Raw genomic sequence first — 22,877 nt, forward strand, 5'->3', positions numbered from 1 at the left:
CCTTCGAAGTGTTCCAACTATTGGGGGAGGAACGCGCACAGTGTGCCAATCAATCACGATGCTGACAAATTCATATAAATGCAGTTTCAGTGCATTATTTGTGAAGTAAAGCCACGCGCCGCCCGCTCATGAAACACAGGAAGCCGCCCATCGCCGTCAGTGCGCTGAGGGCGTAGAACATGGTCGGCGCCGGCGTGTGCATCAGCAGGAAACCGCAGATCACCGGGCTCAGCGCGCCGCCCAGCGCCGCGAGGTTCTGCGCGCCGTAATAGCTGCCGCGCAGTTCTTCCGGGGCCAGGGTGTCGACGAACAGGAATTCCGACGGGTAAATGATCATCTCGCCGAGGGTGAAGATGAACATCGCGATGCACCAGCTCACCAAGCTGTCGGCCAGGCTGAAACCAATCAAACCGAGGATGAACAGGCTGGTACCGGCGGCGATCCAGTAGCGCAGTTTCTCCCGGTTGAGGAAGCGGCCGATCTGGTACTGCAACAGGATTACCGCGATGGCGTTGCAGGCGAGCAGGGCGGCCATGGTTTGCAACGCGCGCTGCGAATCCTCGACCACCAGCAGGTATTGCGACAGGTACAACGTGAAACGCCCGTGAACCACGGTGCTGAGCAGGCAGCCGCAGGTGAACATGATCAACGTGCGGTCGTTTTTCAGGGTGATCAGGGTTTTCAGAAAGCTTTGCGGCTGGCCGATGGCGGCGACCGGGCTGGCATCCTTGGGAATCCCGATCATCAGGAAGATGCTGCCGAAAGCAATGCCGGCGGCTATCAGGAACGGCGCAATCGGGTAGACCCCGGCGATGACCACGCCGAGCATCGGGCCCGTGGCGTAGCCGATGTTGGTTAGCGTGTAGCGCAGGGAAAACGCCTTGGCCCGCTGACCCATGGGCAGGTTTTCACTGAGGATCGCCTTGGAGCCGATCAGGAACAACGCCGAGGCGGTTTCAGTGATGACCAGGGTGGCGGTCGTCAGGTACAGGTCTTTGGCGAAGGTCAGCAGTACGAAGCCGATGGCGCTGGAGAGCATTGCCAGAATCAGCAACCGGCGCTTCTCGAGCCGGTCGATGATGTAGCCGCCGTAAAGCGCAAGCAGGGTGGCGATGAACACCGCGATGCCCAGCAACAACCCGACGTCCTGTTGGTTGAGGCCGAGCTTGTTACTCAGGAACAAGGTGAGCAACGGACTGGTGATGGCGCGGCTGACGACGATGGTCAGCGAGACGATCATCAGGCGGCGGATAACGAGCGAGTAGGTGGCCACGGAAAATCAAATGTCCTTATTCAGATAGTATTTTGCTCGACTGGAAACCGCGTGGCCTCATCGCTGGCAAGTCGAATCGTCGCACCGCAGCTCCCACAGGATATTTCGGTGAACACAGATGCTGTGTACGAAACAAAATCCTGTGGGAGCTGGCTTGCCAGCGATGAGGCCAGTTCAAACGACACATTCATTCCATCAGCCACCGTTCCAGACCAGCCACCGAATCCAGCGTATCGAGCCGCCGCAGTTGATCGAGCAAGACTTCGGCCGTTTCCTGCGCCAACACCCGCAACGCCAGACTGAAAAACTTCTCCTCCAGCGTCGCCTCGCTCAGCGGATTGCCCGGCGCGCCCAGCGGAATCTCGACACACAGACTCGCCTCACGCCCGTCGCGGGTTCGCACGACGACCACCGGCTCGCCATCCTCCGACAGTCGCTCATCCACTTCAAGGCGAATGCGCGTCAGCCAGTGGGCAATGGGCGGATCGTTGCGCGGCTGTTCGTCGTAAGCCTCCAATCGGCAATGACCGTGCACCAGTCGCGCGGCGAGGGCGTAGGGCAGGCTCATCTGCGCAGCGGCCAGACTGCGGGTGTCGCGGCCGCCGCACATGTCGAGCAGAAACCCGCACAGGTTGACCTGCACGTCCTCCACCTGATCCGCGCTGACCTGCAATTGCTCCAGCAACAATCCGAGTGCATCGATGGACGAATGGGTGCCACGACATGCGGCGTAGGGTTTGATCGAACAGCGCGCGAGTTTCCACACCTGGCCCAATTCGGCATCCAGCGCATCCGGTTGCGAGCTGCCCGGTGCGAGGGTTTTGAGAAATCCACCCCAGACATCCTCGAACAACACCGACGGCCCGCTGACGCCTTCGCGGGCAAAACGCGCGGCGAGCAAGCCACCCTCGGCCGCCCGGCCACTGTGCAGTTTCTTGCTTTGCGAACCGTCATGGATGAACGCCCACAACCCACCGCTGAAACTGCCAGCGATGCCCAGCGTCGACACGGTTTGCCCGACATCCAGTGTAAATATCCGCGCACAGGCCGCCGCCGCGCCGAACACGCCGCAAGTGGCGGTGGAATGCCAGCCGGCGCCGTTGTGCGCCGAATAACTGCCGCAGGCTTCCAGCACCCGCCGGCCGATTTCGTAGCCGATCACCACGGAGGTGATGAACTCACGACCGTCCACCGCCCGATCCACCAGCGACAGCGCGGCCATCACCGCCGGCAGCACTACCGCGCCGGAGTGATCGCACCCGCCGGTGTCGTCCAGCTCCAGCGCGTGGGCGGCGATGCCGTTGAGCAACGCCGCATGCCCCGCACCGACGCGCAACGACGAACCCCAGACCAGCGCGGTGCCCGGCTCGGCGCCGAACACCTGCCGCGCCTGAAGCGCCACCGCACTGTCGGCCCCGGCCAGTGCTGCACCAAAGGTGTCGAGAATGTGCCGCTTGGCCTGTTCCACCAACGCTGGCGGCAGATCTTCAAACCGCGTTTCGACGCAAAACCGCGCCAGCCGCTGCATGCGTTCCGTCATTCGAGGTAGTCCCGATAATGGCGCTCATACACCGACGCCGGATGATCCTGCGCGACCGGCGCCGCCGTTTGCGCCCACCACTGCGCGACTTCGGCACCGGTGGCGATCCACACGTCGTCGTGTTGCTGAATGCCCTGTAGCAATTCGCGCAACACGCCGATGCGCCCGGGCGTAGCGATGATTTCCGGGTGCAGGCGCAGCACATAGCACAGGCCGAAACGGTGGAATCCGGCGAAGTCCATTTGCAGGTTGCCCAGGGTGTGGCTGTAAGAGGCGATCCGCGATTGCGCCGGCGGCACGGCCGGGCTCAGGTTGAAGGCGAAGTAAGGCTCGTCTTCCAGTTCGTAATGCAGCGGCAGCTCGACCACTTCCGGCGCCGTCGGATGCAAGAACGGCAGGTCATCGCCACGCCAAGATGACGACCAGAGAATGCCGTGATCTTTCAAGGCTTCGATGAAGCCCGGCGCGCCGTTACCCGCAGGAATCCGGAACCCGGTGGGATGCACGCCGGTTAATGTTTTCAGCGCTGCACAACCCTTGGCGACTTCCGCGCTCTGCGCCGGCAGATCCAGCGTGTCGTAATCCTGGTGGCGGTAACCGGCGCAGGCGATTTCATGGCCGTCAGCCTGAATCGCGGTGATCTGCTGCGGGTTTTCCTCGGCGACAATGCCGGGCACGAACCAGCTGCTGCGCACCCCGAGTGCCCTGAACAGGCCGAGCAATCGCTCGACGCCGCGTTGGGTGCCGTAGCGCCACACCGACAGTGTCTTGTCGCGCCCGGCGACTTCTGGGGCCTGAGTGAGAATGCCGTGGATGTCGTTGTAATCGACGGTCAGCACCACCGCGCAGCGTTTGCCGGCGGGCCAGAGTTTGCTGGAGTCAGCCATGGTGATGCTCCTTCAGCCACCAGCGGGCAACGTCGCGGCACGTGGCGAACCACACGTCATCGCGCTGGCGCATGTGTTCGAAGAGTTTCTCCAGCAACAGGATGCGCCCCGGTTTGCCGGTGATTTTCGGGTGGAACAGGGTGGTCAGGCACAGGCCTTCGTCCATCGCCCCGTCGTACTCGCGCTGCCAGTTGTCGAGGGTCAGCTCGTAGCTGGCGGTGCGGTCGAGGCCGGACGGGAAGTTCGGTGCGCGGGTGTAGGCGAGGGAGGCGTAGTCATCCATTTCCCAGCGGCCGGGGATTTCCACCAGCGGGGTGTCGTGGCCGGGGACGTTGACCAGGTATGGGCGATCATCGCCGCGCATGCTGCTGGAATAGATGACGCCGTTGTCGGCCAGCATCGCCGGGGTTTCGGCGCGCCAGTCGCCGGAAGGGGTGCGAAAGCCCTCGGCGCGGATGTGCAGGTATTGCCAGAACACGTCGCGGGATTTGTTCATCACGGCCTGCTGCTGGTCCAGCGTCAGGGCGTAGAAGGATTCGTGTTTGTAGCCGTGGTAGGCGACTTCATGACCGCGCTCGACGATGGCCTGGCACTGTTTCGGCCAGTTTTCCACGACCCAGGCGGGAACGAAGAAGGTGGTCGGGATCTTGAAGGCGTCGAGCAGGTCGAGCAGGCGGGGCAGGGCGCGGTAGGGGCCGTAGCCGCCGAAGCCGAAGTATTCGGGTTTGTGCCAGATCGAGTTGTTGAGCATGGCGTCGCCGGTCGGGCCGTCGAGGTCGAAGGCCAGGGCGAGGCAGGCTTTGTGCTGGTCGGGCCAGGTGGGTTGCAAGGAGGACATCGATAACTCTCCAACTGTTCACGACCCCTGTGGGAGCTGGCTTGCCAGCGATGAGGCCGGTACATTCAACATTGATGTCGACTGATCGAGCGCCATCGCGGGCAAGCCCGCTCCCACAGAGGAACCAGTTACTTGCCGGCGTTAATGGTCACGTCCTTGATCGCACCCAGCTCCAGATCCCACTTCTTCAGGATCGCGCCATAGCTGCCGTCATCCACCATGCTCTGCAACGCCACTTTCACCGCTTCACTCAGCTCCGGCTTCTTCTTGCTCACACCCAACCCGGTGAACTGCACGGAGATCGGCTGGCCGACCGTCTTGTACATGTCCTTTTCCTGAGTCTTGAGGTACGACAGGGTTTCGCTGCCCTGCATCGCCGCATCGATGCGGCTCTGGCGCAGTTGCGCACGGGCGTCGGCCGAGCCTTCGGTGCCGATCACGTTGATTGCAGGCTTGCCTGCGGCTTCACAGTTTTCCTTGCTCCACGCAGCGATTTCCGCCGGGAAGGTGGTGCGGCGGCTGGTGCCGACTTTCTTGCCGCACAGGTCGATGATCTCGTTGGTCGCCGCGTTCTTCTGCAAGGTGTAGAACTGCGGGCCGCTGGTGAAATAGTCGACGAAGGTCACGCTGGCCTGACGCTCGGCGGTGTCGGTCATGCCCGACAGAACCATGTCCACGCGCTCGGTGGTCAGGGCGTTGATCATTTGCTCGAAGCCGGTTTCCTGCCACTTGATCTTCACCCCGAGGCGTTCGGCCAGGGCGTTGCCCAGGTCGTAGTCAAGGCCGGTGAGCTTGTTGGTGGCCGGATCCTTGAAGTCCATCGGCGGATAGTTGGGCATGATCGCGACGACGATCTCGCCTTTTTCCTTGATGCTGGCCGGCAACTCGGCGGCCACGGCGAAACCGCAAGACATCAGGGAGGTGAGTACTGCTGGAATGACGAAGTTCTTCATGGACGTTCTCTTATGAGTGTTGTGAAGGCCAAAGGGGCCTCAGGTTCGAACGGCAGAAATGAAGCTTTGGGTGCGCGGGTTTTGCGGACTTATTAGTATTTCTTCGGGGCTTCCAGCCTCCACGATCTGCCCGCCGTCCATGAACACCATGCGGTTGGAAACCTCCCGGGCGAAGCCCAGTTCATGGGTGACGACGATCATGGTCATGCCGGTCTGCGCCAGATCGCGCATCACCGACAGCACCTCACCGACCAGTTCCGGGTCGAGTGCCGAAGTGGGTTCATCGAACAGCATCAGCTTGGGGCGCATGGCCAGGGCGCGGGCAATGGCTACCCGTTGCTGCTGACCGCCCGACAGTTCGATCGGGTAACTGTCGCGCTTGTCAGCCAGGCCGACCCGGGCCAGCAGTTCCAGGGCTTCTTCGTGCGCCTCCTTGGGCGAACGCTTGAGCACCTGGCACGGGCCTTCGATGATGTTTTGCAGCACGGTCATGTGCGGGAACAGGTTGAAACGCTGGAACACCATGCCGGTGGCCAGGCGCTGGCGGGCGATCTGTGACTCGTTGAGTTCGTGCAGCTTGTGCCCGACCACGCGGTAGCCGACCAGTTCGCCGTCGACCCAGAGGCCGCCCTTGTCGATCTTTTCCAGCTGGTTGACGCAGCGCAGCAGGGTGCTCTTGCCCGAGCCGGACGGACCGATGATGCACAGCACTTCGCCTTGCTCGACCTCGATGTTGATGTCCTTGAGCGCGTGGTACTGGTCGTAATATTTGTTCAGGCTCACGGCCTTGACGATGCTTCTCATGACGTATTCCTCAAGAACGCTTGCCGGCGCCGCGAGCGAAACGACGCTCCAGACGGCTTTGACCAAAGGACAGGACGGTGACGGTGGCCAGGTACCAGATACCGGCGACGATCAGCAGCTCCATGACCCGGGCGTTGGCGTAGTAGATGTTCTGGGCGTTGTAGAGCAGTTCCGAGTACTGGATGACGCTCGCCAGCGAGGTCATTTTCACCATGCCGATGAATTCGTTGCCGACCGGCGGAATGATGATCCGCATGGCCTGGGGCAGGATGATCCGGCGCAGCGCTTGCAGGCGCGGCATGCCGATCGACTTGGCCGCTTCGTACTGGCCGGTGTCCACCGACAGCAGGCCGGCGCGCACCACTTCAGCGGTGTAGGCGCCCTGGTTGATGCTCAAGCCGAGCAGGGCGGCCACGAACGGCGTCATCAGGCTCACGGTGTCGAGTTCGAACAGACCGGGAATGCCGATGGTGGGGAAGATCAGCGCCAGGTTGAACCACAACAGCAGTTGCAGAATCAGCGGCGTACCGCGAAACAGCCAGGTGTAGGTCACTGCCACGTAGCGCAGGATCGGGTTGGCCGACATGCGCATGATTGCCGTGATCACCCCGAACACGATGCCCAGCGCCATGGCCAGCACGGCCATGATGATCGTGTTGAACAGGCCCCACATGATCGCTTCGGAGGTGAGGAACTGGCCGATGTACGACCATTCGATCTTGCCTTCGGCGAAGGCCCGCACCAGACCGATGATCGCGATGACGATCACGGTGGCGAAGAAAATCCGCCCGTAATAACGCCGTGGCACATGCTGGTACTGGGTAATGTCGAACTGGTTTTCCGCCAGTTTGCGCTCCGCCTGGAGTCGTTCTGCCTGAGTCTGGCTCATGGTGTTTCTCCGAACTGTACTTTCAAATCCAACACTGGCCCTTGTGGGAGCTGCGGTGCGACGACTCGACTTGCCAGCGATTGCGTTGGGTCATCCAGCATCAATATCGACTGGCTGGACGCCATCGCTGGCAAGCCAGCTCCCACAGGGACCGCGGTGGTGTCTTAAAGGCGGAAGCCCTGGTAGTTTTCGGTCCACTGTTGTTGCGCGGCGAGGGCGGTTTTCAGGCGGCCGATCTGCTCGCGCACCTGTTGCGGCGCGGTGCCGCCCCAGCCGCTGCGGGCCGCGATGGCGGCTTCCAGGGTCAGGCTGTCACGCACGTCTGCCGTGAGGCGCGGGTCGATCTCGGCCAGCAATGCCGGTGAGGCTTCCCACAATTCGAGGTCGTGTTTCTCGCAGGCCTGCACCAGCGCGCCGGTGATTTCGTGGGCCTCCTTGAACGGCACGCCGCGCACCGCCAGCCAGTCGGCGACTTCGGTGGCGAGGGTGAAACCCAGTGGTGCCTGACGGCGCAGTTCCTCGACGTTGACGGTCATGGTCGCGACCATCCCGGCCATCGCTGGCAGTACCAGCAGCAGGGTGTCGACGCTGTCGAGCACGCCGTTCTTGTCTTCGCTGAGGTCGCGGTTGTACGACAGCGGCAGGGATTTGAGCGTCGAGAGCAGACCGGTCAGGTTGCCGATCAGACGCCCAGCCTTGCCCCGGGCCAGTTCGGCGATGTCGGGGTTTTTCTTCTGCGGCATGATCGAACTGCCGGTGGCGTAGGCATCGTCCAGATCGACCCAGCGGAACTGGCGCGACGACCACAGGCAGAACTCTTCGGCCAGACGCGAGATGTTGATCCCGAGCATGCTGGCGATGAACAGGAACTCGGCGACGTGATCGCGGCTGGCCACAGCGTCGATGGAGTTTTCGCAGACCCCGGCATAACCCATTTCCTTGGCCGATTGCTGCGGCTGACGAGCGATCGCGGAGCCGGCCATGGCTGCGGCACCGAGGGGCGACAGCGAAGTGCGGGCGTCCCAGTCCATCAGTCGCTGCACGTCACGCAGCATCGATTGCGCGTGGGCCAACAGGTGATGGGCGAACACGATCGGTTGCGCTTGCTGCAAGTGGGTGAAGCCCGGGCAGATGCTTTCGACGTGCTGCTCGGCCTGATCAACTAGCGCCGTTTGCAGGGCCAGCACTTCCACGGCCAGGGTGCGGACGTGATCACGCAGGAACAGGCGCAGGTCGTTGGCGGTCTGGTCGTTGCGCGAGCGGCCGGCGCGGAGCTTGCCTCCCAGCGCGCCGAGGCGTTCGGTCAGCAGGCGCTCGATGAAGGTGTGAACGTCTTCATCGTCCAAGGTCGGGGCGATGCGCCCGGCGGCGAAATCGGCACCGATGCCGTCCAGGGCTTCGATCATCGTGCGGGTTTCCTGCTCGTCGAGCAGACCGGCACGTTGCAGTTCCCCGGCGTGGGCCTTGGAGCCGGCCAGATCGTACGGCGTCAGCCGGAAATAGCGCTCGGGGCAACGGGACAGGGCCGCCAGGGCTGCGGACGGGCCGCTTTTGAAACGGGCGCCCCAGAGACGGTCGGTGGTTTGAGACATTTGTTGTTTTCCTCGTCGGTAACGCGAACTGAAATCGGTGTGCCGGGCCTGTCGAACACGCTGAAAAGTGAGCAGACGGAATCAGGCCAAAGCAGTTTTCTAGAGGGCAGTTGCAAAGAGACAAGAGCTGATCGAAGTGTCAGCTTTTAATGTTTGGCGATCAGTGAGTTGGCACTGATGTTCGGAATTTTCTGGCGGTTGCCAAGGCTGGTTTTCTGTGATCATTATTATTAGCCGGCGATGTTTTTGTTGTTGGACACAGATTGTTGAACATTGCGCCAGAGGTAAATCAGCATTATGGAAACCCCACTTTCCAATTCCGGAAACCCACCGGTCAAAACCGCTCACCGGGCACCTTTGGCCCTCAGCGGACTGGATTTCAAACTGCTCAAGGTGTTCAAGGCGGTGGTCGAGGCCGGCGGCTTCAGCGCGGCGCAAAACGAGCTGAATGTGGGCCTGGCCGCGATCAGCAAACAGATCTCCGACCTGGAAATCCGCATCGGCATGCGCCTGTGCACCCGGGGGCGCGAAGGGTTTCACCTGACCGAGGAGGGGCGTCTGGTGTATCAGGCGTCAATCGATCTATTTGCCTCGGTCGACAACTTTCGTGACCGGCTTAGTTCGGCGCAGAACGAACTTATCGGCGATCTCGGAGTGGGGGTGATCGACAATACGATTAGCGATGATAATTCACCGTTAGTTGCCGCGCTTAGAAAGATAAATGAACATTCACCGAAGGTAAGGTTTCAACTTCAGGCGACCCAGCTGGATGAAGTGGAAAGAGGCGTAGTTGAAGGGCGCTTGGTTGCCGGAATAGTCCCGGTATATCAAAAGCGCGAAGAGTTCGATTATTACCCGCTCTATGAAGAACGCTCGCAGGCCTACTGCGCGGTCGGCCACCCGTTGTTCGACATGCCGGCGGAGCAGATGGGCGGCAATGTGCTGCAGGACTACGAGTGCATCAACCACCGTTATGCGATCCATCGCGATAAGCTCAACTTCGCCCGCTACGACAGTTTTTCCGCTTCGGCGACCCAGGTCGAAGCGGTGGCACTGTTGATCAAAACCGGGCGTTTTGTGGGCTTTCTACCGCAACACTATGCCGCCACGCTGGTGGCCGCCGGGCAGTTTCGCGCGGTGTGCCCGGAGCTGATTCACTTCGACACGCCATTCAATCTGATCCTGCGGCACAACACCGTGCGCAGTCCGCTGGTCAAGGCGTTTGCCCAGGCGCTGGGGGTTGATCTCAAGGCGACGGCGTGAGCATCAGGCGCATGGCGCAACGTCGCTCGCCGGGCAATCCATGAGCGATTTCATCGCGCAATACATGCTTCAGACGCACGTCGATGTCGTTGGCGTTCAATAACGCAAAACCCATGCGTAGATAGAACGGTGCATTCCACGGCAGATCACGAAAGGTAGTGAGTGTCACCGCTCGAAGTTGCCACAGACGCGCCTGTTCAATCGCCGCCAACAGCAACTTGCGACCGACGCCCCGGCCCTGAAAGTGTTGGCTGACGGACAGTTCCTCAATGTGCAACTGTTGGTCGACCGTCACCGCCCTTAAAAAACCTGCAAGTTGCCCGTCGTTGTTTGGCGCGACCCACATTTCACCGCGCTCGATGGCCGGTAAATGCGCTGTTGCCTGAGGTACGTCGGCATCCGCCAGCCAGGCCAGTGACGGGTCGAGGCGAAACAACTCGGCGGCCGAACGCTCGATGGCGGGGAGGACGATGGCATCGGCTGCCAGGGCCTGTCGCACGGTAAAGGTCATCAGTCAGCGGTCCCTGTGGAAATCACGTCACGCAGGTTAAGGCGTCAGCCACAGCAACACATAATCGTTTTTGTCGAAACGCCCGCTCAGCACCGGTTGCAGCGCCCCAAGCGGTGTGCCTTGCAGGGCTTGATAGTCGCTGCGATCCATCATCAGCCACGCCGGCCCCTTGAGTGCTTCGAGCGCTTGCGTGGTTTCAGTGAACAGCGGTTGCAGATCCTGCTCGACGTTGACGATGAACTTGATGGCCTTGGCGTCCTTGCCCATGCCGTGCAGCACCAGCGGTGCGGGTTGCTCGTGGATCCGCACCATGGCGGCCTGGCTGAAGGATCGCGTGTCATACAGCTGGCGCTCCACCGGCTCGAACACCAGCGCGTACGCCGCCCAGACCGCCAGCACGGCGCTGAACGCGAGGACTTCGGTTCGCCAGCGCGGTAGCCACAACCGTGACAACGCGGCCACTTGCAGCAATCCGAGCACGACCAGTACCGGCGTCAGGCCGGTCAGCGACTCGGGAAACCGTCGCTTCGCTACCCATAACAGGACGATCAACAATCCGGGAATCAACAACCACAGCCCCTGTATGCCGACACGCAGCCAGGCAAACACCCGGCCATGCAGCACCTGAAACGGATACGCCGCAATGATCGCCGCCATGGGCAGCATCGGCAGCAGGTAACGGGCCTTTTTCGCCTGTGGAATCGACAGCCCGACCATCACGATCAACCCTGCAGCGGCGCAGTATTGCACCAGTCGCAAAGCCTGGCCGCGTTGCCGGGTCATGCTCAACCATGCCGCCGCCAGCGCGAGCAGTGCCAGCGGATAGGCCAGCGCGTAGTTGCCCAGGGAGCTGGTGAAGTAATACAGCGAACCGCTGACGCCTTCGCTGCCGTCCATGCGCCCCATGAACTGCATGCGGATCACGTCCTGCCGAAACGCCGGCCCGCCGCTGACCTCCGCCAGCCACAACAACAGCCCGACGCAGGCCGCCAGCAGCAGCGAAGCCAGCACCCCGAAGAGCAACAGGCGTGACCATTGGCGATCCAGCAGGTAGTAGCTGCACAGCATGCCGGTCGGCACCACCAGTCCGATCGGCCCGCGAATACCGAACCCCAGCAGCAACAGAATGAACACCAGCGGCCAGCGCCGACCGGCAGCGAAATGGTCGTGGGCATAGCCGAGGTAGAACACCGAAAACGCTACGGCGGCGAGCATCAGGTCCTGCGACACCGCGCGCGTTTCGGTGATGAAGGTGCTGGTGAGCATCAGCAACGCGATGCTGACGATCGCCCAGCGCACGGACGAGGGCGCGAGCAATCGATACATCAACGTCACGATCACCGCGCCGGCAACCGCGCTCGGCAGCCACGCTGTCAGGCTGTTGACCGTGCCGAACGGCAACGACAACAGCCAGATGAACAGCGTCGACAGCGCCGAATAATCGGCGTACGGCTCACCATAAGTGGTGGGAAACACGCTGGGCCCGTGTCGCAGCATTTCCTGGGCGAACAACACGAAGCGCGAGTCAAAACCGATGGGCGCCTGCCCGTACACGCCGGCGATGAACAGCAGAAACGCCAGCAGCCCTGCGATCAGGGACTGCCGGCGCAGGGCAGGGGTTAAACCGATCAAGCCACGTCCGAGGCGTGCGGCCACTGATGCAAAGGAATCGGCAGGGAGCGCGATTCGCCACGGCCCATCGGGAAATAATGGAAGCCGTTTCGGGCCAGGCGTTCAGCGTCGTACAGATTGCGACCGTCGAAGATCACCGGGGCCTTGAGGCGTTGTTGGATGAGGTCGAAATCCGGCGCCTTGAACTGCTGCCATTCGGTACAGATGATCAGTGCATCGGAACCGGCGAGAACCGATTCCGGGGTGCCCATCAGCATCAGTTTTGATTCGTCCGGGTACAGATGCTGGGTTTCCTGCATCGCTTCCGGATCGAATGCCCGAACATTGGCGCCAGCGGCCCACAGCGATTCGAGCAAGACCCGGCTTGGCGCGTCGCGCATGTCGTCGGTGTTCGGCTTGAAGGCCAGGCCCCAGACGGCGAAGGTCTTGCCGCGCAGTTCGCCCTTGTAGAACGCGTTGATGCGTTCAAACAGCTTGTGTTTCTGCCGCTGGTTGATCGCTTCCACCGCTTGCAGCAGATCGCTGGAGCAGTGCGCTTCTTCGGCGCTATGGATCAGCGCGCGCATGTCTTTGGGGAAGCACGAGCCGCCGTAACCGCAACCGGGGTAGATGAAGTGATAGCCGATACGGCTGTCGGCGCCGATGCCCTGGCGCACCGACTCGATGTCCGCGCCCAGGTGTTCGGCCAGTTCGGCGATCTGGTTGATGAAGCTGATCTTGGTCGCCAGCATGCAGTTGGCGGCGTACTTGGTCAGTTCGGCGCTGCGCAGGTCCATGAACATGATGCGATCGTGGTTGCGGTTGAACGGCGAGTACAGGTCACGCATCACGTCGCGCACTTCTTCGCGTTCGCAGCCGATGACGATCCGGTCGGGCCGACGGCAATCGGCGACCGCCGAACCTTCCTTGAGAAATTCCGGGTTTGACACGATATCGAACTGCAGCAGGCGCCCGGCCTTGACCAGGGCTTTGTCCAGGTGCGTGCGCAAGGTATCGCCGGTGCCCACGGGTACGGTGGACTTCTCCACCAGAATCAGTGGCTGCTCACGGTGCCGGGCCACCGCGTCGCCCACCGACAGCACGTAACGCAGGTCGGCCGAGCCGTCTTCTTTCGACGGGGTGCCGACGGCAATGAACGCGACCTTGCCGTGCTGCACCGCGAGTTTTTCATCGCAGGTGAATTGCAGGCGTCCGGCGTCCAGGCCTTCGCGGACCAGACTGGCCAGCCCCGGCTCGAAGATGCTGACGTGACCCTGGCGCAACAGCTCGACTTTTTTCTCGTCGATGTCCATGCACACCACGTCATGGCCGACCTCGGCCAGCACGGCGGCCTGCACCAGGCCGACATAACCGCTACCAAACACTGTGATTTTCATGGCGAACTCCTCAATTCGGGCGCACGGGCCGGACGAGTGTTGATGGTGATGACCCCGAGCATGACCAGCGCCACACCCAGTGATTTGGAGAAACTGAAGGATTCGTTGAACAGCGGCAGGCTCGCCGCCAGCAGGTACACCAGCGCGTAGCTGATGCTCAGCAGCGAATAGGCCCGGCCCAGCGGCAGATCGCGCAGGGCAGCGAGCCAGCAGAGCATCGACAGCGCATAGGCGAAGATCGCCGCCAGCACCACGACCAGCGCGACTGAGTCGACACCGGGCAGGGCCAGCCACTGATCCGGGCGGGGCAGGCGCGTCATGCTCCAGCGCATGCTCAGTTGCGCCCCGCTGACCAGCAGCACGCTGGCCAGGGCGAAGAAGATTCCACGGCACCGGTTCATGACTGTTGCCCCAGCAGCGCCACGCCACCAATCACCAGCACCACACCGAACCAGTGCTGAGCGTCGACGGGCTCCCTGAATACGAAGCGAGCGATCAGGGTGATGATCACGAAATTGAGGCTGAGCATCGGGTAGGCGATGCTGACCGGCAGGCGCTGCAACACCAGCAGCCACACCAGCAGGCCCGCGCCGAGGGCGAGCAGGGCCAGCCATAGCCACGGCGAGCGCAATTTGCGCGACCACGACAGGCTCGCGCCGCGCCAGCTCTCGACGGCAAATTTCTGCGCGACCTGGCCCAGGCAGGTCAGCAGGCAGGCGAGCAACAGCAACCACAGGCTCATGACGCCTCCTGCGGAAGAATCATGATCACCAGGTTGCCCTGCTCATAACGAACGCCGTCCTTGGGCAGTCTGTCGAGTTCGTCCAGTTCGTCTTGCCCCTTGACCCGCATCACCACGCCGACCGCACCGGTCTTGCGGGCTTGGCGCATCCACTGCTGCACCTGATCGGGATCGACCCGTTGTTGGATGCCGTCAGGATAGGCAAGGCCATATTTCAATTCGCCTATCGTGTTGTACAGCGCCACCTGCGGGCGTTTGAGGCGCCAGGACAGGGCCGACGCGGCGCCCAGGTCGTTGCTCAACAGGTGAGTGGCGCTCGCCAGTTCCGCTTGGTGGGCGAGGACGAACTGGTCGGGCATCTTGTTCGCCACCACCGATTTGGGCAGTGCCGCCGGCAGCAATGCGATCAGCAGCAGACTGCCCACCGCCGGCGCCGCCCAGCATTGCAATGGGCGGAAGGCCTGCAGCAGATTGCTGATGATCCAGCCGGTCAGGGCGATGAACACCAGCACCAGACTGTGCAATTCGTGGTCGTACAGCGGACGCTTGAGCTGCACGTAAACCAGCCCGATCAGCGTGACGATGCCCAGCAACAGATTCAGTAGACCATTGAGGCCCAGTGCCCGGCCTTGCTCCAGACGCAAGCGATCGGCCAGCGCGTGGCCCAGCAGCAACGCCAGCGGCAGCAGGCACGGCAGGATGTAGGTCGGCAGCTTGCCGTTGCTCAGGCTGAAGAACAGCAGCGGCATCAGCAGCCACAGGCCGAGAAACGCGATGCCGGTTTCGCGGCGGGTCTGCCACGCCTGCTTCAGCGCCACCGGCAGCATCCCGACCCACGGCAGACTGAAGGCCACCAGCAGCGGCAGATAGAACCACCACGGCGCGTCATGCTGCGCATCGTCCCCGGCAAAGCGGCGGATGTGTTCGTGCCAGAAGAAGAATCGCCAGTAATCCGGTTCCTGACCATGAACCGCCAACACCCACGGCAGGCTGACGATGATCGCCACCGCGATGGCCACCGGACCGTACAGCAGCAATTCCTTCCAGCGCTTTTGCCAGAGCATCCACGGCAACGCGATCAGCACCGGCAACAGCCAGGCGAGAAACCCCTTGGTCATGAAGCCCATGCCGCAGGCCAGACCCAGCACCGCCCAGCCGGCAACCCGCTGACCATTGGAACGGCTGTCGAGGGCAAACCACAACGCCACCAGACTCAGGTTGACCCAGAAGGTGAATTGCGGATCGAGGTTGGCGTAACCGGCCTGGCCAGCGACGATGACGAAACTCATGTAGAGCAGGGCGCAGATGAAGCTTTTGCGCGGCTCGTTCCACAAGCGTCGGGCGATGAGGAAGCACAGCAGCACGCTCAACCCGGTGCTCAGAGCCGAAGCAAACCGCACGCCGAACAGGTTTTGCCCGAACACGGCCTGCCCGATGGCAATCATCCAGTAACCGGCCGCCGGTTTTTCGAAGTAACGCAGGCTCATGAAATGCGGCGACACCCAGTTGCCGCTCAGCAGCATCTCCTGGCTGATCTGCGCATAACGGGTTTCATCGGGAATCCACAAACCATGGCTGCCCAGCGGCAGCAGATAAGCCAGCAGAAAAATCCCCAGCAACAGCGGCAATGCCCAGCGTTTGCTCATGCGCCTTGCACTCCCAGCCAGCCTTCGCGGCCTTCGAGTGCGCCGCGTTGCACACGGCCGACGGGCAGGGTGTTGAGAAACTCGGGCAGCAAATCGCCCAACGGTTGGAAGTGAATGTTTTGCTGGCGTGCCTCGGCCAGCAGTCGACGAAAATCATCGGCCATCAGAATCCCTTCTACTTCGGCGTGAATGGTGTAGACGTTGAGGTTTTCAGGGCGGAACCGGTCGAGGATGAAGGCGTTGAAATCCTTCGCTGCCACGCTCGGTCCGACCACTTCATCGAAGGTCGGCAGGTCCACCGGAATCTGCGGCGCACCGACTGAGCCATCGGCCAGCAACGGACGGAACACCCGCTGCCCACGGCAATCGCTGTTGTAGCGAAAGCCGAAGGCCTGCTTGGCTTCGATCACACGCTCGTCCGCGCGCCAACCGGCGGCGGCCGAACAGGTGACCTTTTCGCCAAGGATGTCGCCCAAGGTGTCGACGCCCTGACGGATCTGCTCGATCAGTTGCGCATCGCTCCAGCGCCCGGCATTGGCCTGCCAGCCGTGGTGATCCCATGCGTGCAGACCGACTTCGTGGCCGGCGGCCCGGGCCTGACGCATCAGGTGCCCGAGGTCGCGACCGATCGGCTTGCCCGGCCACGCCGTGCCGGCCAGCAGGATGTCCCAGCCGTACAGGCCGGCGGCGTTGGAGCGCAGCATCTTCCAGAGAAACTGCGGACGGATCAGGCGCCACAGATGCCGGCCCATGTTGTCCGGGCCGACACTGAAGAAAAACGTCGCCTTGATCTGCGCCTCGTCGAGCATGTCGAGCAGACGCGGCACGCCTTCACGGGTGCCGCGAAAGGTGTCGACATCGATGCGCAAACCGGCCTGCATCAACGCTTGCTCTCGATTTCGGCCATGGCCTCACGCAGGAAAAAGTCCAGCGTGTTGCCGATGGTCTCGCGCATTTCCACGGTCGGCGTCCAGTCCAGCAGGCGCTTGGCATTGGCGATGCTCGGCTTGCGGTGCTCGACGTCCTGGTAACCGGCGCCGTAGAACGCCTTGCTTTCCACGTCGCGGAAACCGGCGAACGGCGGGAAGTTGCTGCGCAGCGGGTGAGCCTCGAACTGGCGCAGCAGTTCTTCGCCCAACTGGCGGATGCTCGCTTCGTTGTCCGGGTTGCCGATGTTGATGATCTGGCCGTTGCAGACGTCGTTGTCGTTATCGATGATCCGCGCCAGTGCCTCGACGCCGTCGGCGATGTCGGTGAAGCAGCGTTTCTGCTCGCCGCCGTCGAACAGACGGATCGGCGTGCCTTCCACCAGGTTGAGGATCAACTGGGTAATGGCGCGGGAGCTGCCGATACGTGCCGAATCGAGGCGATCCAGCCGAGGGCCCATCCAGTTGAAGGGACGGAACAGGGTGAAGTTCAGGCCCTTGGCGCCGTAGGCCCAGATCACCCGGTCCAGCAGTTGCTTGGACACCGAGTAGATCCAGCGCTGCTTGTTGATCGGGCCGACGATCAGGTTCGAGCGGTCTTCGTCGAAGTGCTTGTCCTGGCACATGCCATAGACTTCCGAGGTCGACGGGAAGATCACGCGCTTGTTGTACTTGACGCAGTAGCGCACCAGTTTCAGGTTTTCTTCGAAGTCGAGCTCGAACACCCGCAGCGGGTTGCGCGTGTATTCGATCGGCGTGGCGATGGCCACCAGCGGCAGCACCACGTCGCATTTCTTGATGTGGTACTCGATCCACTCCGAGTGAATGCTGATGTCGCCTTCGACGAAGTGAAAACGCGGGTGGCTGCGCAGGCGGTCGATGGCGTCGGAACCGATGTCCAGGCCATAGACTTCGTAGCGCTCGTCACGCAGCAGGCGCTCGGACAGATGGTTGCCGATGAAACCGTTGACGCCGAGGATCAGCACCCGTGTGCGGCGCGGGCCACGGCCGGACTCGGCACCGCGCAGCAGCGAACCGTCCACCAGACCGAGTTCATTGGCCAGTTGCGGGCCGCTGAGGTACAGGCCGTTGTCGTTGCGCTGGCCGGCGTTGATCACCAGCGAGTCTTCACCGCAGGCGATGCGCAGCGGATCGACACTGATGACGCGGCCCGGCGCCTGACCTTCGTTGCCCTTGACGACTTCGGCACTCCAGACGATCAGCTTGTGCTCGCCCACGGCGCAGAAGGCGCCGGGGTAGGGCTGAGTCACGGCCCGCACCAGGTTGAACAGTTTTTCGGCCGGTTGCGCCCAGACCAGTTTGCCGTCCGCCGGGGTACGGCGACCGAACACGGTGGCTTTGGATTCGTCTTGCGGGGTCTCGGTGATTCTGCCCTGAAGCATCGCTGGCAGAGCATCGCGCAGGAGGTCGCTGGCGGCGATCCGCAGTTTGCCGTGCAAGCTCAGCGCGGTGTCGCTGCGTTCGATGGCCACGCGTTGCTGGGCCAGGATGGCGCCGGCGTCGGCGCGTTTGACCATGCGGTGCAGGGTGACACCGGTTTCGGTTTCGCCGTTGACCAGCACCCAGTTGGCCGGAGCGCGGCCACGGTAGCGCGGCAACAAGGAGCCGTGCAGGTTGAACGCGCCTTTTTTGGCCAGCGCCAGCAGGGGCTCGCTCAGCAGGTTGCGGTAGTAGAACGAGAAGATGTAATCCGGGTCGAGCTTGGCGATCCGTTCGATCCACAGCGGATGGTTGGCGTCTTCCGGTGCGTGAACCGCGATGCCTTTGTTGGCGCACAGTTGTGCAACCGAGGCGTAGAAGGCGTTCTCCTTGGGATCATCGGCATGGGTAAACACCGCCGCAATGTCATAGCCACTGTCGAGCAGGGCTTGAATGCCGGCGCAGCCAATATCGTGGTAAGCGAAGACAACGGTTTTTGCGCTCATGAGAGAACCTGATCGGACGTGGAGTTGGAAGTGAGGCCGTCAACGGTGATGGCGGGGGCCGGCGTGGCGGGATGGCCGCGCAGGACTTTTTCAATGAAGAAGCGTGGACGGGCGCGCACGTCGCTGTACATGCGGCCCAGGTATTCGCCCAGCAGGCCCATGCCGATGAACTGGCCGCCAGTGAACACGAACAGCACGGCGAACAGTACGAACAGGCCATCGCCGGCCCATCCGGCGCCAAACGCCAGGCGCATGAAGATCAGCGCCGCCGCGAACAGCACGCCGAGCCCGGCCATGGCGAAACCGACGATGCTCAGCAGCCGCAGGGGCGTGGTGGTCATGCAGGTGATCAAGTCGAACATCAGGTTGATCAGGCGCATCGGGCTGTACTTCGAATCACCGTGCTCGCGCTCGGCGTGGGCCACGGGGATTTCCGTGGTGTGGCGGGCGAAGCTGTTGGCGAGGATCGGAATGAACGTGCTGCGTTCGCGGCAGGCGAGCATCGCGTCGATGATCGTGCGGCGGTACGCGCGCAGCATGCAGCCGTAATCGCTCATGGCAACGCCGGTGGAGCGCTGCACGGCGAGGTTGATCAGTTTCGAGGGGTAGCGACGCAGCGCCGAATCCTGACGGTTGCCGCGCACGGTGCCGACCACGTCAAAGCCCTTTTCGGCCTCGGCCACCAGCCGCGGGATTTCTTCCGGCGGGTTCTGCAGGTCGGCGTCGAGGGTGATCACCACGTCGCCCTTGCACTGTTCGAAACCGGCCATGATCGCCGCGTGCTGACCGTAGTTGCGGTTGAGGATGACTGCCACGAACGGGCTGTCTTCGACTGACGCGGCGTCTTCGAGCAGTTGCGCGGAGGTGTCGCGGCTGCCGTCGTCGACCAGCACGATTTCGTAGTCATGACGCAGTTGCTGGCAGGCGGCTTGGGTGCGGCGCAGCAGTTCCGGCAGGCTGTCTTCTTCGTTGTAGACCGGGATGACGATCGACACGCAATGAATCGGATAAGGTCTCACGGGCGTTTCCCCATCAGGTGTTCAATGGCCCCGACGACCCGGTCCAGATCCTGGTCGGTCATGTCGGGAAACAAGGGAATCGAGCACAGCCGCGCCGAGTTCCACTCGGTGTCGGGCAGGGACAGGTGCGGATCACGCTGGCGATACCAGGTGTGCAGGTGGGTGGCGATGAAGTGGATGCCGGTGCCGATGCCTTGCTCCTGCAAACCCTTCATGAAGGCTTCGCGGTCCATGCCGCAGCGTTCGCTGTCGATACGCAGGATGAACAGATGCCAGGCGTGCTGCTGGGCGTATTGCGGCACGGCCAGCGGTTGCACCGGCAGGCCTTCGAGTTTTTGCAGGTATTGCGTGGCCAGTTCGGTGCGACGGGCGTTGATCGCGTCCAGACGCTCGAGCTGCACCAGGGCAATCGCGGCGTTGATGTCGGCCAGGTTGTATTTGAAGCCAGGCTCGATCACCTGGGCCTGGGGTTTGCGGCCATGGGTCAGGCGGTCGTACGCATCGACGCCCAGACCATGAAACTTGAGCATGCGCACGCGGCTGGCCAAAGCTTCATCATCGGTGACGAACATCGCGCCTTCGGCGCAGGTCATGTTCTTGATCGCGTGGAAAGAAAAGATTGCGGTGCCTTGCGAGCCGACGTGACGACCCTTGTAGCGGGTGCCGGCGGCGTGGGCGGCGTCTTCGATCACGGCGATACCGTGCTTGTCGGCCAGGGCGTAGAGCGGGTCGAGATCAAAAGCGGCGCCAGCGTAATGCACCGGAATGATTGCTTTGGTGCGCGGCGTGATGGCGGCTTCGATGCGCGCGGCGTCGGTCATCAGGGTGTCGCGGTCGACATCGACGAACACCGGCGTGGCGCCGAGCAGGGAAATCATGTTGGCGGTGGACACCCAAGTCTGCGACGGGGTGATGACTTCATCGCCGGGGCCGATTCCCAGTGCCAGTAACGTTACATGCATGGCACCGGTGGCCGAGGAAAGTGCCACGGCATGACGACTGCCGACGTACTGGGCAAACTGTTCTTCGAGGGCCTGGTTTTTCGGCCCGGTGGTGATCCAGCCGGAGCGCAGGACTTGCTCCACGGCGGCAATTTCTTCATCACCGATACTGGGGCGGGAGAAGGGGAGAAACGCCTGACTCATGCACACCTCATTGCAAAGAAAAAAGAAATAGATCCACAGAAAAATCGGATCCAATCAAAGCGTAGACGCGAAAAAATCCCTTGCATCAATAAGTTGCCAAGACGACATAACGTCGGGTTCGGTTGACTTTTCAGGCATTGCCCGGCAGCTTGGGCGGCGCCGGCACAGGACTCAGTGGAATTAAGGTTATGCCCGTTTTTGTGAAAGGAACATGAAAAACCGGTCGGCGAATCGTTTATCTGAAACCCATACAGCCACTGTTCAGACTTCTACCGTTTATCGCGGTTTTTAGTAGAAAAGTCCTACGGAAGTGTTCCCCTTATATTAAGAATGTTGCAGTTGTTAGTTGCTGTGTTGAACTGTTTTTACTCAAGGCCCGACGTTTGATTGACTTACCCGTTGCATCCCCCGACCCCCTGAAAACCAACCCGATGACTGTATATCTGGCGCGTCTGGCTCCCTCCAGCCAACTCACCATGCGTTACGTTTTACAAGATGCCGCCGACCGTCTCGGTTTCGAAGACATGAACGTCGAAGAAATTCCCTGGCATGCGCTGCAACCGGAAGATGTGGTTGCATTAGTCGCTGCATTGCGCGCCGACAATTACGCACCGAATACTTCTTCGCTGTATGTAAACGCCATTCGCGGTGTAATGAATGAAGCCTGGCGCATGAGCCTGATCAGCCAGGAACATCTATTGAAAATGCGCTCGGTCAAAGGCATTGCCGGCACGCGACTGTCTCAGGGGCGCAATCTGAAGCGCACGCTGATTCATGAATTGATGGAAGTCTGCGCCGCTGATCCACGGCCACAAGGTTTGCGCGATGCGGCGGTGATTGCGTTGTTGTACGGCACTGGCATGCGCAAGTCGGAGTCGGTGGATCTGGATCTCAATCAGGTCGATTTCAACGAGCGCAGTTTGTGTGTCACCGCCAAGGGCAATAAACAACTGATCAAGTACGCGCCAGCCTGGGCGTTCGCCAAGCTGAATGCCTGGCTGGAATTTCGTCGCTCGGAACTCAAGGAAGGCGAGAGCGACGACGCGTTTCTGTTCAACCGCATTCGCCGTGGCAGCCACATCACCCGCGAGCGCATCACCAAGCACGCGATCTATTACATCGCCCGCCAGCGCGGCACCCAGGTCGGGGTGAAGATCATGCCCCATGATTTCCGCCGTTCGTTCATCACCCGAGTGATCGAAGAACACGACCTGTCGATTGCCCAGAAGCTGGCCCACCACAGCAATATCCAGACAACCGCCAACTACGACGTCCGCGACGACAACGAGCGTCGCCGCGCGGTGGATCGTTTCGACTTGTAGGCAGTGCGTTTCGATCAGGAGGCGGGCGGGCAGCCGCGTGAGCCGGCGGACGCCTGGCTGATCAACGCGGCCAGACGTTTGACGTTGTTCTGCTGGGCGATCACCAGATCGTCGATGGTCGGCCCGGACGGGGTTTGCAGCAGCGAGCGGCAGGCGAGCAGGGCGTCGTCACCGGTGTTGGCCTGGCGCAGGCGCCATTTGACGTCGATCAGCCCGTACTGCCCGGGAATCGAATCGAAGCGTTGCACATCAATGCGCACCGAGGTTTTGCGCGGACCGCCGGCATTGCTCAGTTGATCCACCATCGCGCTGCGCAATTCATCACTGAGGCTCGCGCCCCACCATTCGGTCTCAAGGATCGCCAGGCCGCTGTTGCCCTGGCGGATCACGATTTGCGGCCGGTCGACCTGGGGCGGCACGCTGATGCCTTCGATGGTGATTTCCGAGCCGGCGCGGCCGGTCATCGGTTGCGTCGGTGTCAGGGTGTGAAAGCTGATCGGAGCGCTTTTACAGGCGCCCAGCAGCAGGCCGATCGCGAGCACGGTGAACTTCAGCTTTAAAGCCATGGGACAG

At 61.9% G+C, this 22,877-nt stretch carries 21 protein-coding genes; 2 read left to right on the top strand and 19 right to left on the bottom strand.

Features of this window, described 5'->3' with window-relative positions; translation table 11 throughout:
- Positions 1-94: 94 nt before the first annotated feature.
- The 8 genes from AWU82_RS06905 to argH all read right to left on the bottom strand — a co-directional run bounded on the left by AWU82_RS06905 (position 95) and on the right by argH (position 8,776).
- Positions 95-1,273, bottom strand: a complete 1,179-nt coding sequence (locus tag AWU82_RS06905) for an MFS transporter (RefSeq protein ID WP_064381503.1) — start codon at positions 1,271-1,273, stop codon at positions 95-97.
- 187 nt (positions 1,274-1,460) lie between these two features.
- Positions 1,461-2,813 carry an MmgE/PrpD family protein gene (locus tag AWU82_RS06910; protein WP_064381506.1) on the bottom strand — a complete coding sequence of 451 codons (1,353 nt, stop codon included), beginning with the start codon at positions 2,811-2,813 and terminating at the stop codon, positions 1,461-1,463.
- Positions 2,810-3,700 (bottom strand): polysaccharide deacetylase family protein, encoded by an 891-nt coding sequence (locus tag AWU82_RS06915; protein WP_064381507.1) that lies wholly within the window; start codon positions 3,698-3,700, stop codon positions 2,810-2,812. The genes AWU82_RS06910 and AWU82_RS06915 overlap by 4 nt, the downstream gene beginning before the upstream one ends.
- Positions 3,693-4,538 carry a polysaccharide deacetylase family protein gene (locus tag AWU82_RS06920; RefSeq protein ID WP_011334267.1) on the bottom strand — a complete coding sequence of 282 codons (846 nt, stop codon included), beginning with the start codon at positions 4,536-4,538 and terminating at the stop codon, positions 3,693-3,695. The genes AWU82_RS06915 and AWU82_RS06920 overlap by 8 nt, the downstream gene beginning before the upstream one ends.
- Before the next feature lie 128 nt (positions 4,539-4,666).
- A complete protein-coding gene (locus tag AWU82_RS06925; protein ID WP_064381508.1) occupies positions 4,667-5,491 on the bottom strand; it encodes an ABC transporter substrate-binding protein in 825 nt (274 codons plus the stop codon).
- Between the two features lie 39 nt (positions 5,492-5,530).
- The gene (locus tag AWU82_RS06930) at positions 5,531-6,295 is read right to left on the bottom strand and encodes an amino acid ABC transporter ATP-binding protein (protein ID WP_064381510.1); all 765 of its coding nucleotides are present in this window, start codon (positions 6,293-6,295) and stop codon (positions 5,531-5,533) included.
- 10 nt (positions 6,296-6,305) lie between these two features.
- Positions 6,306-7,184: an amino acid ABC transporter permease gene (locus tag AWU82_RS06935; protein ID WP_011334265.1), complete on the bottom strand. Its 879-nt coding sequence runs from the start codon at positions 7,182-7,184 to the stop codon at positions 6,306-6,308.
- Positions 7,185-7,348: 164 nt separating this feature from the next.
- The gene (argH, locus tag AWU82_RS06940; RefSeq protein ID WP_011334264.1) at positions 7,349-8,776 is read right to left on the bottom strand and encodes an argininosuccinate lyase; all 1,428 of its coding nucleotides are present in this window, start codon (positions 8,774-8,776) and stop codon (positions 7,349-7,351) included.
- A gap of 297 nt (positions 8,777-9,073) precedes the next feature.
- Between argH and AWU82_RS06945 the strand changes: the two genes are divergently transcribed.
- Positions 9,074-10,039 carry a LysR family transcriptional regulator gene (locus AWU82_RS06945; protein WP_064381512.1) on the top strand — a complete coding sequence of 322 codons (966 nt, stop codon included), beginning with the start codon at positions 9,074-9,076 and terminating at the stop codon, positions 10,037-10,039.
- On the opposite strand, the gene AWU82_RS06950 is transcribed toward AWU82_RS06945, so the two are convergent.
- Genes AWU82_RS06950 through arnB form a run of 10 tightly spaced genes read right to left on the bottom strand, consistent with a single transcriptional unit; the run spans position 10,023 to position 20,982 of the window.
- Positions 10,023-10,550, bottom strand: coding sequence for a GNAT family N-acetyltransferase (locus AWU82_RS06950; protein ID WP_064381514.1), 528 nt, complete (start codon positions 10,548-10,550; stop codon positions 10,023-10,025). The genes AWU82_RS06945 and AWU82_RS06950 overlap by 17 nt on opposite strands.
- Positions 10,551-10,586: 36 nt before the next feature.
- Positions 10,587-12,182, bottom strand: a complete 1,596-nt coding sequence (locus tag AWU82_RS06955) for an ArnT family glycosyltransferase (protein ID WP_064381516.1) — start codon at positions 12,180-12,182, stop codon at positions 10,587-10,589.
- A complete protein-coding gene (locus AWU82_RS06960) occupies positions 12,179-13,558 on the bottom strand; it encodes a UDP-glucose dehydrogenase family protein (RefSeq protein ID WP_064381517.1) in 1,380 nt (459 codons plus the stop codon). The genes AWU82_RS06955 and AWU82_RS06960 overlap by 4 nt, the downstream gene beginning before the upstream one ends.
- On the bottom strand, positions 13,555-13,959 hold the full coding sequence (arnF, locus tag AWU82_RS06965) for a 4-amino-4-deoxy-L-arabinose-phosphoundecaprenol flippase subunit ArnF (protein ID WP_064381519.1): 405 nt from the start codon (positions 13,957-13,959) through the stop codon (positions 13,555-13,557). The genes AWU82_RS06960 and arnF overlap by 4 nt, the downstream gene beginning before the upstream one ends.
- Entirely contained in the window at positions 13,956-14,300 is a 345-nt protein-coding gene (arnE, locus tag AWU82_RS06970) for a 4-amino-4-deoxy-L-arabinose-phosphoundecaprenol flippase subunit ArnE (protein ID WP_064381521.1), read from the bottom strand. Before arnE ends, arnF begins: the two co-directional genes overlap by 4 nt.
- Complete coding sequence (gene arnT, locus AWU82_RS06975) at positions 14,297-15,946, bottom strand: lipid IV(A) 4-amino-4-deoxy-L-arabinosyltransferase (RefSeq protein ID WP_064381523.1); 1,650 nt, start codon at positions 15,944-15,946, stop codon at positions 14,297-14,299. Before arnT ends, arnE begins: the two co-directional genes overlap by 4 nt.
- Complete coding sequence (arnD, locus tag AWU82_RS06980) at positions 15,943-16,827, bottom strand: 4-deoxy-4-formamido-L-arabinose-phosphoundecaprenol deformylase (RefSeq protein ID WP_064381525.1); 885 nt, start codon at positions 16,825-16,827, stop codon at positions 15,943-15,945. Before arnD ends, arnT begins: the two co-directional genes overlap by 4 nt.
- Positions 16,827-18,818, bottom strand: coding sequence for a bifunctional UDP-4-amino-4-deoxy-L-arabinose formyltransferase/UDP-glucuronic acid oxidase ArnA (gene arnA / locus AWU82_RS06985; protein WP_064381527.1), 1,992 nt, complete (start codon positions 18,816-18,818; stop codon positions 16,827-16,829). Before arnA ends, arnD begins: the two co-directional genes overlap by 1 nt.
- Positions 18,815-19,837, bottom strand: a complete 1,023-nt coding sequence (gene arnC, locus AWU82_RS06990; protein ID WP_064381528.1) for an undecaprenyl-phosphate 4-deoxy-4-formamido-L-arabinose transferase — start codon at positions 19,835-19,837, stop codon at positions 18,815-18,817. The genes arnA and arnC overlap by 4 nt, the downstream gene beginning before the upstream one ends.
- Positions 19,834-20,982, bottom strand: coding sequence for a UDP-4-amino-4-deoxy-L-arabinose aminotransferase (gene arnB, locus AWU82_RS06995; protein WP_064381531.1), 1,149 nt, complete (start codon positions 20,980-20,982; stop codon positions 19,834-19,836). Before arnB ends, arnC begins: the two co-directional genes overlap by 4 nt.
- A 431-nt stretch (positions 20,983-21,413) precedes the next feature.
- Between arnB and AWU82_RS07000 the strand changes: the two genes are divergently transcribed.
- Entirely contained in the window at positions 21,414-22,304 is an 891-nt protein-coding gene (locus AWU82_RS07000; protein WP_011334252.1) for a site-specific integrase, read from the top strand.
- Positions 22,305-22,318: 14 nt separating this feature from the next.
- Here AWU82_RS07000 and AWU82_RS07005 read toward each other — a convergent pair whose 3' ends face one another.
- Positions 22,319-22,870: a PqiC family protein gene (locus AWU82_RS07005; protein ID WP_064381533.1), complete on the bottom strand. Its 552-nt coding sequence runs from the start codon at positions 22,868-22,870 to the stop codon at positions 22,319-22,321.
- Between the last annotated feature and the right edge of the window lie 7 nt (positions 22,871-22,877).

Origin of the sequence: Pseudomonas glycinae (genome assembly GCF_001594225.2) — a bacterium.
GTDB lineage: Bacteria > Pseudomonadota > Gammaproteobacteria > Pseudomonadales > Pseudomonadaceae > Aquipseudomonas > Aquipseudomonas glycinae.